Here is a 16,391-nt window from a genome sequence, read left to right as displayed (position 1 = left end):
TCCGATGTGCCGAGATGGAGGCTGCCCGGGACGTGGCGGGGCGGCTACGGTGACGGCATGTCCGCGCCCCTGCCTTCGCGGTTCCGGCTGGTGCCGATGCGGCCGCGTGATCCGGACGAACCGGGACGGAGCGCGTCCACCCTGGAGTTGTTCTTCGACCTCGTCTTCGTCGTCGCGGTTGGCGTCGCGTCGGCCCAACTGCACCACCAGCTCAGCGAGGCCCACATCGCCAACGGCCTGGTGAACTACCTGATCGTGTTCTTCGGGATCTGGTGGGCCTGGATGAACTTCACCTGGTTCGCGACCTCCTTCGACACCGACGACTGGCTCTACCGCGTGCTCACCATCATCCAGATGGGCGGCGTGCTCGTGCTGGCCTCCGGCATCCAGCCCGCGTTCGAGGAGCAGGACTACTCGGTGCTGGTCTTCGCCTACGTGGTGATGCGGCTCGCCATGGTCGCCCAGTGGCTGCGTGCCTCGAGGTCGCCCGGCGCTGTCCATCGCGCCGCCCTGCTCTATGCCGGCGGGATCATGGTGGTGCAGGCCCTGTGGCTGGCCGCACTGCTCCTGCCCGGCGGGTTGTTCCTCGTCGCCCTCGTGATCCTCGTGCTGGCCGAACTCGCCGTCCCGATCGTGGCTGAACGCACCGGGAGCACCCCCTGGCACCCGCACCACGTCACCGAGCGCTACGGGCTGTTCACCCTGATCGTGCTCGGCGAGAGCCTGCTGGCCTCGGCCAACGCGATCATCGAGGCCGCCCACGACGACGAGGCCATCGGGCCCCTGATCGGGCTGGCCGGCCTCGCACTCCTCATCACCGCAGCGCTGTGGTGGATCTACTTCTGGCCACCCCACCACACCGCGATCAGCGGCTTCGCCAGCTCGCTGGCCTACGGCTACGGCCACTACGTCATCTTCGCCGCCGCCGCAGCACTCTCGGCCGGCATCGAGGTCCAGATCGATGTCCTCACCCACCACAGCGAGCTCAGCAGCACAGCGGCGGCGTTCGCCACCACGACTCCGATTGCCGTGTTCATCTTCGGAGTCTGGCTGCTCGCCATCCGCCGCCACGCCGACCGCTGGGTGAACACCGTCGTCCCCGGGGGCGCGTTCCTCGTCCTCATCGACCCGGTCCTTCCCGTGCCGATCGCGCTGACCGCGGTCATCCTGGTCACCGTGGTCGCCGTCCTGGTCTGGCGACAACCGCTGGCCGGAGAGCGGGTGGGAGGGAAGGGCCTCAGTCCAGAGCGGTGAGGAGCTCGTCGAGCTCGCGCGCATGCCGCAACAGGATGATCGCCGGTCCGTCCGCCCGGGCGGCCCAGCCGCGCATGGTCGCCCGTTTGCGAGTGAAGCTGCGGAAGTGCCACGCGATGATCGAGTCCCGGGAGAACGCCTGCCTCAGGGTCTCCACGTTGCCGTTGCAGATCGGCTGGCGGTCGACCAGGCGGGTCACCGTGCGCCGCAGCAACCGGTGCAGGCTGAGCCACCGCGGGTAATCCAGCCCGATGACCACCTCCGCGCGCGGTTCGACGAGGTCGCGGAAGCTCCCGTAGGCGGTGTCGAACACCCATTCCGGTTCGGACGCCGCCGCCGCGACCAGCGCCCGCATCTCCTCGACCGGTCGCTGCACCCAGTTCCCCAGCCAGCCGAACTCCTCGTCGACCAGGTGCACGGGCAACCCACGACGGGCGCCGAGAGCCAGTGCGGCCGTCGACTTCCCCGACCCGGTGACCCCGTACAGCAGGACGCGCTGCGCACGCCGGACATCGGCCATCGTCGCGAGGGGCATACGCGTGACCGTACCCGGCCGGACGGGTCTGCGCCGCCGTGAGCTGCACGACCAAGGCCGGCGGCCGAGCCCCTGCCCTGGAGCGCGTGTCAGATGGCGGTCGTTATGGGGCGTCTGGAACAGGTGTCGCCGGGCCCGTGTCAGTCCACGGTCGCTACGGGCCGTCCCAGACCCCTGAGAACGACCATCAACTGGCACGCGTTCACGACGGCCACCCCGGCTCCGCCCGTAACCGCCGCGGACTGACACGGAGTCGTCCCGGCCGGGTCAAGGGTCGAGCCGACCTCGCGCGGCGGCCGCGCACCACCGACCGTGGACGGAGCGGTTCAGCGCTCGGCCGGCCGCTCCGCGGTCTCCCCGAGGGGGCTGGGCAGGCAGAGGTCCGGGCGTGCGGCGTGGAGCACGCTCTCGCAGATGGCTCGGAGTTCGGCGGCCCGGGTGGGGGACAGTCCGTCGAAGACCAGCCTCTGGACCTCCTCGACGTGGCCGGGCGCCGTCGCGACCACCTTGTCCCACCCCTCAGCGGTAAGGGTGGCGATGGTCGCCCGACCGTCCGCGGGATCCGGGGCCCGCCGCAGCCAGCCGTGGCCCTCGAGCCGTGCCGCGATCCGGGAGAGGTGGGACGCCCGGACGTTCGCGAGCGCGGCGATGTCGCTCATCCTGGCGCTGCGGGAGGGCTGCATCGACAGCCAGGACAGCACCGAGTACTCGACCAGGCTGACGCCGGCGTCGCGGGCGAGCTGCTCCTCCAGCGCCGCCGGCAGCCACACCATCGTGGAGGCCAGCGCGATCCAGGCCCCGGTCTGGTCCGGGGTCAGCCAGCGTGGGGTCGCGGACTCGCTCATGACCTGGATATTAGTTGACGCGGGAAGTACTTTCCAAGATACTTTCCGCAGCAAGCAATCTGCCCACCAGCCACCCGGGAGAAGTCGTCGTGAACATCGTCCTCTGGATCCTCCAGTCCGTCCTGGCCCTGGTCTTCCTCGCCGCCGGCGCCTTGAAGGTCAGCCAGCCCAGGGAGAAGCTCCAGCAGGCCATGGGCTGGGTCGCAGACTTCTCCACCCCGATGGTGCGGTTCATCGGCAGCGTCGAGATCCTCGCCGCACTGGGTCTGGTGCTCCCCGCTGCGACGGGCATCCTGCCGATCCTCACCCCGCTGGCCGCGACCGGCCTGGTGATCGTGATGATCGGGGCGGCCGTCACTCACGCCCGCCGCAAGGAGCCGCAGATGATCGCGGCCAACGCTGTCCTGCTGGTGCTGGCCGCCGTGGTCGCCTGGGCCCGCTTCGGGCCGTACGCGTTCTGACGGATCCACCTCGGGCGTCGCCCCGTGGCCGGAACTGCCCGGCCGGCAGTCGTCCGCAGCCACCCCGGCCTCGGAGAATTACTTCCGGTCGCGTGCCCCGTCCGTGGTGATGCCGGGGACGATGAGGTCGAGCCAGCGGGGGATCTGTTCGGGGTGCTCTGACGGCGCGGTGGTCATCAGCAGGTAGATGTCCTCGACGCCGATGTGTGGACGGACGTCACCGTCGCGCTGCGCGGCGGCCAGGAGCGCGCCGACGGCCGCTGCAGCCCTGGCCTCGTCCGTCTGGTCGCCGTGCCCGGGGACGCCGAGGCCCGCGGCCGCCGCCTTGACGGCGTGGCTGTGCGCGGTGGCGTCGGCGACACGATGGAGGAAGCCGACGACCTCGTCGACGGGACGCGCGCCGCCCTCGGTGCGTGCGAGGGACGCTTCGGCGTCGTCGGCGATCTGGGCGATGTCCACGGCGATCACGGCGCTGAGGAGGTCGGCCTTGGTCGGGAAGTGCCGGTAGAGCGTGCCGACCGCGACGCCGGCAGCTGTGGCGATCTCGTCCATGCCCACGTCGGGACCGTTCGCGGTGATCTGTTCCGAGGCGGCGTCGAGGATCCGTCGCCGGTTGCGGAGCGCGTCGGCGCGCTGGGGCCGGGCGGCGGGCATGGGATCCTCCGGAGGCAGGGAGAGCGGGCGCTCTTGTCTTAAAGTGAACGATGGTTCATGATGTACCTGAACCGTGATTCACTTTACCGCAGGGAGAGACCATGACCAATCCTGTTGCCCTCGTCACCGGCGCCTCCTCGGGGATCGGGGAGGCCACCGCCCGCAAGCTCCACTCGCTGGGCTACACCGTCTACGGGGCGGCCCGCCGCACCGAGCGGCTCGAGACCCTGGCCGCCGACGGCGTCCGGCCGTTGGGGATGGACGTGACCGACGAGGCGTCCATGCAGGCCGGCGTCGCCCGGATCACGGCCGAGACCGGACGGATCGACGTCCTCGTGAACAACGCCGGCTACGGCTCCTACGGTGCGCTGGAGGACGTCCCGCTCGATGAGGGCCGCCGCCAGTTCGAGGTGAACGTGTTCGGTGCGGTGCGGTTGATCCAGCTGGTCCTGCCGACCATGCGGGCGCAGGGTTCGGGACGGATCGTGAACATCTCCTCGATGGGAGGCCGCCTGCACACCCCGCTCGGCGGTTGGTACCACGGCACCAAGTTCGCCCTGGAGGCGATCAGTGACTGCCTGCGGATCGAGGTCGCACCGTTCGGGATCGACGTGGTGGTGATCGAGCCGGGTGGCATCGAGACCGAGTGGGGAGGGATCGCCGCCGAGCGTGTCGAGGCGACTTCGGGCACCGGCGCCTACGCCGCCCAGGCCAAGGCCGTCGCGGGCGCGCTGCGGTCGGACGCCAACGCGAACCGCAACTCCCCGCCGTCGGTGATCGCCGACGCGATCGCGAAGGCCGTCACCGCCCGCCGGCCGAGGACGCGCTACGCGGTCGGCGCCGGCGCCAAGCCGCTGATCGCGGCCCGGCGCGTCCTGCCCGACCGCACCTACGACGCCCTGATCGGACGCGCGGTCGGACTGCCCCGCCCCTGAGGCACGGGTGGCCGGATCGTGCCTCCGGTTGCGTCCGCCTTCTGCCGGAGATCCCGGGTCAAGCCCGGGATGACAAGCTCACCTCAACCTGCGACTCGATGAGCGAACTCACACTGTCATCCCGGCGAAAGCCGGGATCTCGGTGTCATGGCGGACGGCATCGACGCGGAGATCCCGGGTCAAGCCCGGGATGACAAGAACATTCACCCGTGGTCCCCACGATCGAACTCACCCCGTCACCCCGGCGAGCGACCTCAACCCTGTCATCCCGGCGGCAGCCGGGATCTCGGCGTCCGGAGGACCCGGTGGTGCGGAAGGAGAACCGTGCCCGGTTACGCGCCGGGGGTGGTGCCCGGCGGGGGGCGCGCGGGTAGGGTCGTGCCATGGCGCCGCTGCGGCTGGTGATCGACGGGCACACCATCGATGCCGAGCCCGGGACCTCGCTCCTGCAGGCCTGGGTGGCCGCCGGCCTGCCCCTGACCGGGAACGTCGGCTGCATGGGGCAGGCGGTGTGTGGCGCGTGCCGCGTCCTGGTCCGGCGCACCGGTGAGCGGCTGGCCACGACCGGGCTGGCCTGCGAGACGCTCGTCGAGGACGGCATGCAGGTGGCCTTCGTCAACCTGTCCCGGGGCTCGCGTCCGCACTCGTACGACCTGCACGACCTGGGCGACAGCTGGGACGCGATCGCGCAGGTCGACGACCTGTTCCCCGAGGCCAAACGCTGTCGGCACTGCAGCGGGTGCGACTCCGCCTGCCCGAAGGGCATCCAGGTGGAGAAGATGGTGAACCTCGCCGCCGTCGGGCAGACCTACGCCGCCGCAGAGCTGTTCGACGACTGCGTGCAGTGCAACCTGTGCGTGGCCGCCTGCCCCGAGCACATCGACCCCGCCCACCTCGGCCAGTTCGTCCGCCGGATGACCGCGTCGATGACACTGCGTCCCTCGGACCTGATCATGCGGTTGCACGAGATCGAGGCCGGCAGCCAGGCCATCGACCTCGACGCCCCCGGCGCCCACCCGTCCGAGCCGGACGCGGGGGAGGCCTGATGGCCTCGGGGATCGCGTGGACGAAGGCACGGGCCGCGTGGCGGCGGTCGGCGCCGGCGGCACCGCGTCCGCTGGACCTCCCGGTGCCCGACCTGCTCGACCGGTTCCACCCGGACCGGAGCGCCGAGGGACGCGGCACCCTGCTGATCGGCCCGAACGCCGGCCAGCCCTGTCCGCCCGTCCTCGGGGACCTGCTCCAGTCGGACTCCCTGCTGCAGGACGTGGACATCGCCGGCGCCCCCGCGCTGGACGCCGACGTGCTGGTGATCGGCGGCGGGGGAGCCGGCTGCATCGCCGCCCTCACCGCCGCCCGCGCGGGCGCCCGCGTCCTGCTCGCGACCAAGCTCGGCCTGGGTGACAGCAACACGGTGATGGCCGAGGGTGGCATCCAGGCCGCGGTCGGCGCCGACGACAGCCTGCAGCGCCACTTCGAGGACACCCTGCGGGCCGGTCACTTCGCCGCCGACCGCGAGCTGGTGGCGGCCCTGGTCACCGGCGGCCCGGCCGCGATCCGCTGGCTGATCCAGGAGGGGATGAGCTTCGACCTGGCGGACGGCGGCCAGCGGATGGGCGGGACGCTGCGGCGCAAGACGCCCGGCGGGGCGAGCGCCGCCCGCCTGCTCTCCTACCGCGACTTCACCGGCCTCGAGCTGATGCGGGCGGTGCGGGAGGCCACCCTGCTCCAGCCCAACGTCACCATCCTCGCCCACCACCCCGCCCTCGAACTGCTCAGCGACGACAGGGGACGCTGCGCGGGCGCGGTGCTGCACGACCTCGCGCGCGACCGTCCCGTGGTGGCGCGCAGCGCGGCCACCGTCCTGGCCACCGGCGGGTCGGGACGGCTGCACCTGGGCGGCTTCCCGACGTCCAACCACTACGGGGCGACGGCGGACGGGCTGGTGCTCGCGTACCGGCTGGGCGCTCGGCTGCGCGACGTCGACAGCTTCCAGTACCACCCGACCGGCATCGCCTGGCCCGGACTGCTGGAGGGCCAGCTGATCAGCGAGGCGGCCCGCTCGTCCGGGGCGTTCCTGGTCAACGGGCGCGGCCGGCGCTTCGTGGACGAACTCCAGCCGCGCGACATCGTGGCGGCGGCGATCCTCCGCGAGATCGCCGAGGGCCGGGGGGTCGAGCGCGACGGCAAGGTGGGTGTGCTGCTCGACACCCCGAGCCTGGAGAAGGACCGTCCGGGGATCCTGCAACGCGAGCTCGTCACGCTGCGGCACCTGGCCGGCCGGGCCGGCTTCGACCCCGCGGAGGAGCCGTTCCTCGTCCGGCCCACGCTGCACTACCAGAACGGGGGCGTCGAGATCAGCACCGACGGTCGCACCACCGTCCCCGGGCTGCTGGCAGCCGGCGAGGTCACCGGGGGACTGCACGGGAGGAACCGGATGATGGGCAACGCCCTCCTCGAGCTGGTGGTGTTCGGACGCCTCGCCGGCGCGGGCGCGGCCGCCGAGGCCAGGGGCGAACAGCCGCGCAACGTCGGCCTCACCCACCTGGCCGACTGGCGGAGGGCGATGGAGGCCCACGGGCTCCCGCTGGACCGCACCTCGCCCATGCTGTTCCCTCCCTACGGCAACTTCGACGCGGCCCGTGACCTGCGGAGGGGCGCATGACCCCCGTGCTCACCGCCCCCGAGGTGCAGGTCGTTGCCGACCTGCCGGCCTGGCTCGCCGTCGGCGGAGGGGAGGGGCTGCGGAACGCGCTGGCCGAACCGGACGCCGTGATCCCCACGATCGAGGAGGCGGGCCTGCGTGGCCTGGGTGGGGCGGGCTTCCCCACGCACCGCAAGTGGGCGGCCGTCGCCGCACAGCCGCCGCACGCAGAGGGCGGCGGCAAGTGGATCGTGTGCAACGGCAACGAGGACGAGCCGGGCACGTTCAAGGACCGCTTCCTGCTCTCCCGCACCCCGCATCAGGTGATCGAGGGCGCGCTGATCGCCGCGGTGGCGGTCCGGGCCACCAACATCGCGCTGTACGTCAACCCGCGTGAGGACCAGTCGGTGGTGGCGCTGCGGCTGTCGTCCCTGGCCTGGAGCGCGCACCCGCTGCTGGACGAGGTGTCGGCGCTGGTGGGCGCGCCGGTGCGGCTGCACGTCCGGGAGAGCTCGGGGCTCTACGTCGGCGGCGAGGAGACCGCGGCCGTGGCCAACGTGATGGGCGGGTTCCCGTTCCCCACGCTGAAGCCGCCGTACCCGGCCGAACGGGGCGTGCACGGTGCGCCGACACTGCTGAACAACGTTGAGACCCTCTCCCACGTCCCGCACATCCTGCGCCACGGCGCCCAGTGGTACCGGGACCTCGGCCTCGGCGACGCGGTCGGGACGAAGCTCTACTCGCTGTCCGGAGATGTGCTGCGTCCGGGCCTGCACGAGCTGCCGATGGGGACGTCACTGCGCGAGCTGGTGTTCGAACACGGCGGCGGGATGCTGGCGGGCAAGGGCTTCAAGGCGGTGTTCACCGGGGGGCCGTCCAACACGCTGCTGACCGACCGCGACCTCGACGTCGCCCTCGACTTCGAGAGCCTGGTCGCGCGCGGGTCGCGGCTCGGCACCGGCGCGATGATCGTGGTCGGTGAGGGCACGAGCATCCTGCGCAAGACCGCGGAGTACGTCGGGTTCTTCGCCGCGAACTCCTGCGGCCAGTGCCCGTCCTGCAAGATCGGCACGCGCCAGGTCTCGCGCCTGCTGGAGCGGATCGACGCCGGCGCCGGCCACCCCGCCGACCTGGAGGCCCTGGAGAACTTCACCCGGATGCTGCCGGGCTCGGGCCGCTGCGGCCTCGTCGACGGCGCGGCCACCGTCCTGGCCAGCTCGCTGGCCACGTTCCGCAGCGAGTACGAGCGCGCGGTCGGGATCGGCGGATGAGGGCGCTCGCCCTCGCCGATTCGGGCGCGCCCGGCGCGGCGCGGCCCTAAGTTGGGGTCATGCGCGTACTCGTTGCCGACACGTTCGAACAATCAGGGCTGGACGGGCTGGCCGCGGCCGGCTGCGAGGTGGTCTACGAGTCGTCCCTGAAGGACCAGGCGCTCGTGGATGCGGTGCTCGCACACGCGCCGGAAGTCCTGGTCGTGCGGAGCACGAAGGTCCCCGAGGCGGTCCTCGCTGCGGGCCCGCTCGAGCTGGTCGTCCGCGCCGGCGCCGGCTACAACACGATCGACGTGGCGGCGGCGTCGCGGCTGGGCATTTACGTGGCGAACTGTCCCGGCAAGAACTCGATCGCGGTCGCCGAACTCGCGTTCGGGCTGATCACGGCGCTCGACCGCCGGATCGCCGACAACGTGGCCGACCTGCGCGCCGGCGTCTGGAACAAGGCGGAGTACTCCCACGCGAAGGGGCTGTACGGGCGCACGCTGGGCCTGATCGGCGTGGGTGGCATCGGCTCCCAGATGATCCCGCGGGCGAAGGGGTTCGGCATGCCGGTCGTGGCGTGGAGCCCGAGCCTGACCGCCGAGCGCGCCGCGGAACTGGGCATCACGAGCCTCGCGTCCCCGGAGGAGGTCGCGGCGGCCGCCGACGTGGTCAGCGTCCACGTCGCGCTGAACGACGGCACCCGCGGGCTGCTCGGCGGCGCCTTCTTCGACGCCATGCGGCCGGAGGCGTTCTTCATCAACACCTCGCGCGGCGAGGTCGTGGACGAGGTCGCGCTCGCCGACGCGATCAGGACGAAGGGCCTGCGCGCGGGGCTGGACGTGTACGCGGGCGAGCCGTCGACGGGCACCGGGGAGTTCGCTCCAGAGCTCGCGAGCCTGCCCGGCGTCTACGGCACCCACCACATCGGCGCCTCCACCGACCAGGCGCAGGAGGCGATCGCCGCGGAGGCCGTCCGGATCGTGCGCACCTTCGCGCAGACCGGGACCGTCCCGCACGCCGTCAACCTCGCGATCAAGTCCGCGGCGACGTCCTCGATCGTCGTGCGGCACCTCGACCGGCCCGGCACGCTGGCCCACACGCTCGACGCGATCAGCGCGGCGGGGATCAACGTGCAGGAGATGGAGAACACCATCTTCGACGGGGCGGTCGCCGCGGTGGCCCGGATCAGCGTCGAGGGCGTGGTCGAGCCCGGCCTGGTCGAGGCCATCAAGGCCCACGACGCCGTCATCGACGTCACCGTGATCGTCTTGTGAGCCTCAGCCCCCTGCGGTGAGCCGCTGCTCCCGGACCGGCCACGGCGTCCGGCGGAACCAGCCCACCGCGGTCGCGACGGCGACCCGTCGCGACGGCATGAACCAGTGGAACACTGCCCACCGGAACAGCCACGACGGCCACCCGACCAGGTCCAGGCCGTACAGCTCGCCCGCCCCGTGGCCGACCCCGAGGCTCGCCGCCCTGCCGAGCCCCCGGAAGGTGAACGGCACCGGCTCGGCACCCGCGACGACCCGCGCCACGTTGTCGCCGAGGTGCTTGCCGTGGGCGATCGCCCACAGCGCGTCCGACCGGCAGGACGCGGCGGCGCGCGGCTGCGGAACAGCGGCGGCGTCCCCGCCCGCCCACACGCCGGGTGCGGCGGTGCGCAGGAGGTCGTCGGTGACCAGTCGCCCCCGGTCGTCGTGCGCCAGCGCCTCCGTCCCCGCGACCCGGACGACCTCCTGGCCGAGCGCCGAGAGCACGGTGGCCGAAGCCAGCAGCGTGCCGTCGTCGAGGACCGCCCCGTCCGCGGTGACCTCGGCGAGCCGGTGGTTCAGGCGGACCTCGACCCCGGTCGCCAGGACCCGCGCGGTCGCGTAGTCGGCGACCTTCGGGCGCAGGTCGGCCACCAGCCGGTCGTGGGAGTGGACCAGCACGACCCGCGGCAGGCCTGCGGCCGCGGCCGCCGCCAGCCCGGGGCGGGCCGCGACCTCGTCCCTCAGCCGCTGGAGGATCGCCGCGGCCATCTCCGTCCCGGCGAGACCCCCGCCTGCGACGACGGCCGTCAGCAGTCGGCGCTGCTCCTGCGGGTCCGCGTCGACGGCTGCGGCGGCCAGACCGCCGAGGTGGGCGTTGAGCGCGGCGAGCTGGCCGTCGTCCTTCACCGACCAGCCGTGGGCGCGGAGGCCGTCGATACGGTCGCGGGCGTCCTTGCTACCGACGGCCACGACCAGCTGGTCCCACGGCAGGCGACGGGTGGTTCCGTCCAGGACGACCTCGACGGTGTGATCAGACAGGTCGATTCCGACCGCCGAGCCGTGCAGGATCGTCGTGGGGTGCGGCAGCAGGTGGGCGATCGGAACGCGCGCGTGCTCGGGCAGCACGTCGCCGGTGATCACCTCCGCCGTCCAGCCGTGGAACGCGTGGTGGTCCATCTCCGACACCAGGGTGAGGTGGACGCTGCCGTCGGCGAGGCGTCGGCGCAGCCTCCGGCCCAGCCGGCGGGCCGTCCACAGCCCGCAGTAGCCGGCGCCCAACACCACGATCTCCACGGCTGCCATGTGGCCCCCTCGACGGCTGACCCTGCCTCCATGGTCGGGCCGCGCCGCCCGCGCGGCCAGACGGCAGCCTTGCCACCCGGTGAGAATGGACGCATGTCCTTCGTGCAGCGCTTCGACCATGTCGGCATCACCGTCGCGGACCTCGACGTCGCAGCCGACTTCTTCGTCGCGCTCGGCCTGGTGGTCGAGGGCCGCACGTTCGTAGAAGGTGAGTTCCTCGACACTGTGATCGGCATGAGCGGCGCGCGAGTGGAGATCGTGGTCCTGCGGGCACCGGACGGCGGCACCGGGGTCGAGCTGTCCCGCTTCGTCCAACCGGACCACCTGCCCGGCGACCCGGCGCCGGCGGAGAACGCCCTCGGGCTGCGCAACGTCACCTTCCAGGTGCGCGACCTCGACGCGGCGGTCGAGCGGGTCGCGGCAGACGGCTACGGGACCGTGGGCGACGTCGGCGAGTACGAGGGGGAGTGGCGCATGGTCCACCTGCGCGGACCGGAGGGGATCATCGTGTCGCTCGCCGAGCGCATCGATCGGGCCGGCTGAGCCCGCGGATTTGCACGCCGGATCAGTGGATCGGTCCCCTGGGGGCGTGCAGGACCGATCGGCGGTGCAATTCCGCGGGCGGGGTCGTTTGGTGCGGCTCCATGGCGAGGCCCGTCTGCGGTGGGCAAGCGCGCCCATGATCCGCGCGTCGATTCCCCTGGAGCGCGGGCTTCCCTGCGGAAATGCGCGGCGGATGGGCGGATCGCTCCTCCAGCGCGCGTATGGGCGATCGGCGGTGCGAATCCGCAGGCGGGTCACTCAGTAACCGAGGTAGCGCCCCGGACGATGGTTGAAGGCGAGGACCACGTTGAGCACCACGGCGCCGGCGGCGGAGAGGGCGACGTTGCCGAGCGGCACGACGCTCAGCGCGGCCAGGATGATCACCGCGTCCATCGCGAGCTGGACGTACCCGGCACGCCAGCCGACCTTGTCCTGGACGATCAGCGCGAGCGTGTTCAACCCGCCCAGGCTGGACCGGTGCCGGAACACCATCAGCATGCCGACGCCGGCCAGCAGGTTGCCGACGAGGGTGGCGTAGACGGGGTTGAGCAGTGTCTCGGGCAGCATCAGCGGGTGCAGGTACGCGAACCCGGACACGAGCGCGATCGACACCAGCGTGCGCACCGAGAAATCCCAGCCCTTGGCCCGCACGGCCAGGACGAAGAACGGCAGGTTGGTGAGGAAGTAGAGGACGCCGAACGACCAGCCGGTCGCGTAGCTGAGCAGCAGCGACAGGCCCGCGGTGCCGCCGGTGACCGCGTGTGCGGACTTCAGCAGGTAGATGCCCAGCGAGGCCACGAACGTGCCGCTGACCAGGCCGAACACGTCCTCGACGAGGCTGTGCCGGACGCCGACGGCCGCGGGGGCGTCCACCGGCCTGGCGGTCACGCGGCGTCCCTGGGGAATGCGGCGAGGACGGCCAGCACGCGGTCGTTGCTGGCCGGGTCGGCCAGGGTGATCCGGATCCCGTCGCCCGCGTAGCCGCGGACCATCACGCCGGCGTCGTCGAACGCGGCGACCAGCCGCTCGCGCTCGGCGTCCGCACAGCGCAGCCAGAGGAAGTTCGCCTCGCCCTGCGGCACCGTCCACCCCAGTTCGCGGACCGCGGCCTCGACGCGCGGGCGCTCCGCGGTCACCGTCGCGGACCGCTCGGCGACGAGGTCGGCGGAGTCGAGGGCGGCGAGCGCCGCGGCCTCGGCCACGTTGCTGACCGAGAAGGGGATCTGCGTGCGGCGCAGGCCCTCGGCGATCTCCGGGTGCGCGATCGCGTAGCCCACCCGCAGCCCGGCCAACCCGTAGGCCTTGGAGAAGGTCCGCAGCAGGCACAGGTTCGGGTAGCGGTGGAACAGCGCGATCGTGTCCAGCTCGCTGGCCGCGAACTCGCGGTACGCCTCGTCCAGCACGACCAGCACGCCGGTGGGCACCGACTCGAGGAACGCCGACAGTTCGACCAGGCTCAGCCCCGTCCCGGTCGGGTTGTTCGGCGAGCACAGCAGCACCACCTTCGTGCGGGTGGTGATCGCCGCCAGCATCGCGGGGAGGTCGTGGCGCTCGTCGGGGGTGAGCGGGACGCGGACGCCGTTCGCCCCGGCGATCTGGCACAGGATCGGGTAGGCCTCGAACGACCGCCACGCGAACAACACGTCGTCGCCCGCATCGCAGACGGCGGCGATCAGCTCGGAGAGTACGCCCACGCTGCCCGGGCCGACCGCCACCTCTTCGATCCCGACGCCGTTCACCTCGGCCAGCCGCTCGCGCAGCGCGACCGAGGCCATGTCCGGGTAGCGGTTGACATTGCCTGCGGCGGCGGCGATCGCGTCCAGCACCTTCGGCAGCGGCGGGTAGTGGCTCTCGTTGGACGCCAGCGCCGCGACGTCGTCGCCCTTCGCCTTGCGGCCGGCCACGTACGGGGGCAGGCCGGCGACGGCGGGGCGGAGCTGGGGGAGCGGAGCGGAGTCCACGGGCATCACCTTTCGCTGGGGTCACCGAAATGGTGGCCAACGTGCTTGTCTCTGCGCAACCGGGGGTTCCGCTGCTGCGCAGGATGCTTCCACATCCGCGCGTTGATGGAGCATGATGCTCAGCGTGAGCACCATCGACCCCCTGGACGCCCGGATCCTGCTCGCCCTCGACGACGACCCGGACGCCTCCGTCCTCGCGATCGCCCGCACGCTGGGGGTGGCCAGGAACACGGTGCAGGCCCGGCTGAAGCGGCTGTCCGCGTCCGCGCTGCGCGATTTCGGCCAGCGCGTCGACCCCGCCGCCCTCGGCTACCCGCTGGTGGCGTTCATCTCGCTGGAGATCAGCCAGTCCAGTGGCGACCTGGCGACCGAAGGGCTGGCCGCGTTGCCGGAGGTGATCGAGATTCACTCCACGACCGGGGACGCCGACCTTCTCGTCAAGGTCGTCGCCCGCGACACCGCGCACCTCTACCGGGTCACGACGGCCATGCTGACGATTCCCGGCGTGACGCGCAGCAGCACGGCGATCTCCCTCGCCGAGGTCCTGCCGACCCGCCTGCGGGCGCTGCTCGAGACCGCGGCACGGTGACCGCTCGGGTCGCCCCGCACTTCGCCGCGTTCGCCCGGACGGCGAGCCCACGGGCGCCTCTGTACGCGCGGCTGGGCGCGGGCCTGGCGGTCTGGCCGGGACTGGAGGACCTCTACGCGGACGCGCCCGGCACGGCCCGGGTGCCCGTGAACCTGTTCGCGGCCGTCCACTACCTCCTGCTGGCCGACCGGGACGCGCCGCTGGCACGCTTCTACCCGAACCTCGCCGGCGACACCCCCGCCACCGGCGATCCCGTCCCTGCGTTCCTGGAGTACTGCAACGAGCACTCCGCGGAGATCCGGGCGCTGGTCGCCACCCGGCTCCCGCAGACCAACGAGACCGGACGCTCGGCCCTGCTCGTCGCGGGCTTCGACCGCCTCCCCGCCGGCCCGAAAGCGCACCTGGACGTCGGCGCCAGCGCCGGGCTCAGCCTGATGCTGGACCGGTTCGCCTACGACGACGGCAACCGGGTGCTCGGGGACTCGGCGCTCCTGCTGGAGTGCTCCGTACTTCCACCCGGACGCCCGCTCGCCGACCGGCTGCCGGAGGTCACGTCCCGGCTCGGGCTCGACCGCCGACCGCTCGACCTCACCGATCCCGACGACACGCGCTGGCTGGAGGCGTGCGTCTGGCCCGACCAGGCGGACCGTTTCCACCGGCTGGAGCGGGCGGTCGAGCTGTTCCTGGCCGACCCGGTGCCGGTGCGTCAGGGCGACGCGGTCGACGACCTGGCGGACGCCGTGGCGTCCCTCGGCCCGGGCGAGCCGGTGGTCACGACGAGCTGGGCGCTGAGCTACCTCGATCCGGTCCGCCAGCACGCCTTCGTCGAGGAGCTCGACCGGCTCGGCGGGACGCGCGACCTCGCCTGGGTCTGGGCAGAGTCGCCGGAGCTCGTGCCGGCGCTCCCGGTGGACGCCACACGGGAGGGCGACGACCTCACCGTGCTCGGCGTCAGCACGTGGTCCGACGGCGTGCGCAGCGACCGGACGCTGGCCCGCTGCCACCCGCACGGTTACTGGCTGCACTGGCTGGACTGAGTTTGTCCCTCCGGCCGGACGGGTACCTCCGCGGGGACGTCCAGTGAAGGAGAGTGCATGTCCACGACCACAGGTTCCGGGATCGCCCTGCTGGTGATCGGTGCCGTCCTCGCGTTCGCGGTGAAGGACTCGATCGCCGGGGTGAACCTCGCGATGATCGGCTACATCTGCCTCGGCGCGGGAGTCCTCGCCGTGATCCTCGGCCTGGTCACGAACGCCCAGGCCACCCGTCGCACCAACGTGGTGGAGCATCGCGACGACACCGTCTGAGTTCGGTCTCCCACCCACGTCCTTCGGGGACGGCAGAACCCCGGCCGGTGGACCCGGCCGGGGTTCTGGCTGACCCGGGGGCGGAGGCTCAGGCCTCGCCGCCGTTGCGGCGCAGCACCTCGCTGAGGCGCTCGGCCGCGGCGATCACGGCCGGCGCGTGCAGGCGTCCGGGCTGCCGGGAGAGCCGTTCGATGGGGCCCGAGACGCTCACCGCGGCGATGACCTTGCCGCTGGGCGAACGCACCGGGGCGGACACCGAGGCCACGCCCGGCTCGCGCTCTGCGACCGACTGCGCCCAGCCGCGGCGGCGGACGGTGGCCAGCGCGACGGCGGAGAAGGACGAGTTCTGCAGCCCGCGCTGGATCCGCTCCGGGTCCTCCCAGGCGAGCAGGACCTGGGCGGCCGAACCGGCGCCCATGGTCAGCTGCGTACCCACCGGGATGGTGTCGCGCAGGCCGGACGGACGCTCGGCCGCGGCGGCGCACACGCGCATGTCGCCCTGACGGCGGAACAGCTGGGCGGACTCGCCGGTGATGTCGCGCAGGCGGGTGAGGACGGGGCCGGCGGTGGCCAGCAGCCGGTCCTCGCCGGCCGCGGAGGCCAGCTCCGTGAGGCGCGGGCCGAGCACGAAGCGCCCCTGCAGGTCGCGGCTGACCAGGCGGTGGTGCTCGAGGGCGACGGCCAGGCGGTGCGCCGTCGGACGGGCGAGTCCGGTGGCGGTGACGAGGCCCGCGAGGGTGGTCGGGCCCTGCTCGAGGGCCGTGAGCACGAGGGCTGCTTTGTCGAGAACGCCGACGCCGCTTGAGTTGTCCATAAGCTAAGACTGCCGTCTCGCATCCTGATATGCAAGCT

Annotated in this window: 18 protein-coding genes; 11 read left to right on the top strand and 7 right to left on the bottom strand. The window is 72.4% G+C overall.

Annotation, left to right across the window (positions count from 1 at the left end; translation table 11 throughout):
* Positions 1 to 57 precede the first annotated feature (57 nt).
* Complete coding sequence (locus tag QM779_RS05685) at positions 58 to 1,254, top strand: low temperature requirement protein A (protein ID WP_428532882.1); 1,197 nt, start codon at positions 58 to 60, stop codon at positions 1,252 to 1,254.
* Here QM779_RS05685 and QM779_RS05680 read toward each other — a convergent pair.
* Entirely contained in the window at positions 1,238 to 1,789 is a 552-nt protein-coding gene (locus QM779_RS05680; RefSeq protein ID WP_428532879.1) for an adenylate kinase, read from the bottom strand. The two genes, QM779_RS05685 and QM779_RS05680, sit on opposite strands and share 17 nt — an antisense overlap.
* 326 nt (positions 1,790 to 2,115) lie before the next feature.
* Positions 2,116 to 2,634, bottom strand: a complete 519-nt coding sequence (locus QM779_RS05675) for a MarR family winged helix-turn-helix transcriptional regulator (protein ID WP_428532876.1) — start codon at positions 2,632 to 2,634, stop codon at positions 2,116 to 2,118.
* Positions 2,635 to 2,723: 89 nt separating this feature from the next.
* Here QM779_RS05675 and QM779_RS05670 point away from each other — a divergent pair, with 89 nt between their 5' ends.
* Complete coding sequence (locus tag QM779_RS05670) at positions 2,724 to 3,095, top strand: DoxX family protein (protein WP_428532873.1); 372 nt, start codon at positions 2,724 to 2,726, stop codon at positions 3,093 to 3,095.
* Positions 3,096 to 3,173: 78 nt separating this feature from the next.
* On the opposite strand, the gene QM779_RS05665 is transcribed toward QM779_RS05670, so the two are convergent.
* The gene (locus QM779_RS05665; protein WP_428532870.1) at positions 3,174 to 3,749 is read right to left on the bottom strand and encodes a TetR/AcrR family transcriptional regulator; all 576 of its coding nucleotides are present in this window, start codon (positions 3,747 to 3,749) and stop codon (positions 3,174 to 3,176) included.
* Between the two features lie 101 nt (positions 3,750 to 3,850).
* Between QM779_RS05665 and QM779_RS05660 the strand changes: the two genes are divergently transcribed.
* The 5 genes from QM779_RS05660 (at position 3,851) to QM779_RS05640 (ending at position 9,858) form a co-directional block, all read left to right on the top strand.
* The gene (locus QM779_RS05660) at positions 3,851 to 4,684 is read left to right on the top strand and encodes an oxidoreductase (protein ID WP_428532867.1); all 834 of its coding nucleotides are present in this window, start codon (positions 3,851 to 3,853) and stop codon (positions 4,682 to 4,684) included.
* 383 nt (positions 4,685 to 5,067) lie between these two features.
* Positions 5,068 to 5,730, top strand: a complete 663-nt coding sequence (locus tag QM779_RS05655) for a 4Fe-4S dicluster domain-containing protein (RefSeq protein ID WP_428532864.1) — start codon at positions 5,068 to 5,070, stop codon at positions 5,728 to 5,730.
* Positions 5,730 to 7,349, top strand: a complete 1,620-nt coding sequence (locus tag QM779_RS05650; protein WP_428532861.1) for an FAD-binding protein — start codon at positions 5,730 to 5,732, stop codon at positions 7,347 to 7,349. The genes QM779_RS05655 and QM779_RS05650 overlap by 1 nt, the downstream gene beginning before the upstream one ends.
* On the top strand, positions 7,346 to 8,599 hold the full coding sequence (locus QM779_RS05645) for a complex I 51 kDa subunit family protein (RefSeq protein ID WP_428532858.1): 1,254 nt from the start codon (positions 7,346 to 7,348) through the stop codon (positions 8,597 to 8,599). The genes QM779_RS05650 and QM779_RS05645 overlap by 4 nt, the downstream gene beginning before the upstream one ends.
* Before the next feature lie 59 nt (positions 8,600 to 8,658).
* Entirely contained in the window at positions 8,659 to 9,858 is a 1,200-nt protein-coding gene (locus QM779_RS05640; protein WP_428532855.1) for an NAD(P)-dependent oxidoreductase, read from the top strand.
* Positions 9,859 to 9,861: 3 nt separating this feature from the next.
* Here QM779_RS05640 and QM779_RS05635 read toward each other — a convergent pair whose 3' ends face one another.
* A complete protein-coding gene (locus QM779_RS05635; RefSeq protein WP_428532852.1) occupies positions 9,862 to 11,139 on the bottom strand; it encodes an NAD(P)/FAD-dependent oxidoreductase in 1,278 nt (425 codons plus the stop codon).
* A 93-nt stretch (positions 11,140 to 11,232) separates the two neighbouring features.
* On the opposite strand from QM779_RS05635, the gene QM779_RS05630 reads away from it, so the two are divergent.
* A complete protein-coding gene (locus QM779_RS05630; RefSeq protein WP_428532849.1) occupies positions 11,233 to 11,682 on the top strand; it encodes a VOC family protein in 450 nt (149 codons plus the stop codon).
* A 258-nt stretch (positions 11,683 to 11,940) separates the two neighbouring features.
* Here QM779_RS05630 and QM779_RS05625 read toward each other — a convergent pair whose 3' ends face one another.
* Both QM779_RS05625 and hisC read right to left on the bottom strand, forming a co-directional pair.
* A complete protein-coding gene (locus QM779_RS05625) occupies positions 11,941 to 12,570 on the bottom strand; it encodes a YitT family protein (RefSeq protein WP_428532846.1) in 630 nt (209 codons plus the stop codon).
* Complete coding sequence (hisC, locus tag QM779_RS05620) at positions 12,567 to 13,643, bottom strand: histidinol-phosphate transaminase (RefSeq protein ID WP_428532843.1); 1,077 nt, start codon at positions 13,641 to 13,643, stop codon at positions 12,567 to 12,569. The genes QM779_RS05625 and hisC overlap by 4 nt, the downstream gene beginning before the upstream one ends.
* Positions 13,644 to 13,767: 124 nt before the next feature.
* Here hisC and QM779_RS05615 point away from each other — a divergent pair, with 124 nt between their 5' ends.
* Genes QM779_RS05615 through QM779_RS05605 form a run of 3 tightly spaced genes read left to right on the top strand, consistent with a single transcriptional unit; the run spans position 13,768 to position 15,539 of the window.
* On the top strand, positions 13,768 to 14,232 hold the full coding sequence (locus QM779_RS05615) for an Lrp/AsnC family transcriptional regulator (RefSeq protein WP_428532840.1): 465 nt from the start codon (positions 13,768 to 13,770) through the stop codon (positions 14,230 to 14,232).
* On the top strand, positions 14,229 to 15,269 hold the full coding sequence (locus QM779_RS05610; protein WP_428532837.1) for a DUF2332 domain-containing protein: 1,041 nt from the start codon (positions 14,229 to 14,231) through the stop codon (positions 15,267 to 15,269). The genes QM779_RS05615 and QM779_RS05610 overlap by 4 nt, the downstream gene beginning before the upstream one ends.
* A gap of 57 nt (positions 15,270 to 15,326) precedes the next feature.
* A complete protein-coding gene (locus QM779_RS05605; RefSeq protein ID WP_428532834.1) occupies positions 15,327 to 15,539 on the top strand; it encodes a DUF6458 family protein in 213 nt (70 codons plus the stop codon).
* Between the two features lie 88 nt (positions 15,540 to 15,627).
* Here the strand turns inward: QM779_RS05605 and QM779_RS05600 are convergent, their stop codons facing one another.
* On the bottom strand, positions 15,628 to 16,353 hold the full coding sequence (locus QM779_RS05600; RefSeq protein ID WP_415153146.1) for an IclR family transcriptional regulator: 726 nt from the start codon (positions 16,351 to 16,353) through the stop codon (positions 15,628 to 15,630).
* Positions 16,354 to 16,391: the final 38 nt, after the last annotated feature.

Source organism: Propionicimonas sp. (assembly GCF_049840635.1).
In the GTDB taxonomy this organism is placed as follows: Bacteria; Actinomycetota; Actinomycetes; order Propionibacteriales; family Propionibacteriaceae; genus Propionicimonas.
This window is presented reverse-complemented; position numbering and strand designations above follow the sequence as displayed.

Bases quoted from the DNA above. Each gene is read 5' to 3' on its own strand.
- QM779_RS05685 (WP_428532882.1), top strand. From the start codon at position 58: ATGTCCGCGCCCCTGCCTTCGCGGTTCCGGCTGGTGCCGATGCGGCCG.
- QM779_RS05680 (WP_428532879.1), bottom strand. From the start codon at position 1,789: ATGCCCCTCGCGACGATGGCCGATGTCCGGCGTGCGCAGCGCGTCCTG.
- QM779_RS05675 (WP_428532876.1), bottom strand. From the start codon at position 2,634: ATGAGCGAGTCCGCGACCCCACGCTGGCTGACCCCGGACCAGACCGGG.
- QM779_RS05665 (WP_428532870.1), bottom strand. From the start codon at position 3,749: ATGCCCGCCGCCCGGCCCCAGCGCGCCGACGCGCTCCGCAACCGGCGA.
- QM779_RS05660 (WP_428532867.1), top strand. From the start codon at position 3,851: ATGACCAATCCTGTTGCCCTCGTCACCGGCGCCTCCTCGGGGATCGGG.
- QM779_RS05655 (WP_428532864.1), top strand. From the start codon at position 5,068: ATGGCGCCGCTGCGGCTGGTGATCGACGGGCACACCATCGATGCCGAG.
- QM779_RS05650 (WP_428532861.1), top strand. From the start codon at position 5,730: ATGGCCTCGGGGATCGCGTGGACGAAGGCACGGGCCGCGTGGCGGCGG.
- QM779_RS05645 (WP_428532858.1), top strand. From the start codon at position 7,346: ATGACCCCCGTGCTCACCGCCCCCGAGGTGCAGGTCGTTGCCGACCTG.
- QM779_RS05640 (WP_428532855.1), top strand. From the start codon at position 8,659: ATGCGCGTACTCGTTGCCGACACGTTCGAACAATCAGGGCTGGACGGG.
- QM779_RS05635 (WP_428532852.1), bottom strand. From the start codon at position 11,139: ATGGCAGCCGTGGAGATCGTGGTGTTGGGCGCCGGCTACTGCGGGCTG.
- QM779_RS05630 (WP_428532849.1), top strand. From the start codon at position 11,233: ATGTCCTTCGTGCAGCGCTTCGACCATGTCGGCATCACCGTCGCGGAC.
- QM779_RS05605 (WP_428532834.1), top strand. From the start codon at position 15,327: ATGTCCACGACCACAGGTTCCGGGATCGCCCTGCTGGTGATCGGTGCC.
- QM779_RS05600 (WP_415153146.1), bottom strand. From the start codon at position 16,353: ATGGACAACTCAAGCGGCGTCGGCGTTCTCGACAAAGCAGCCCTCGTG.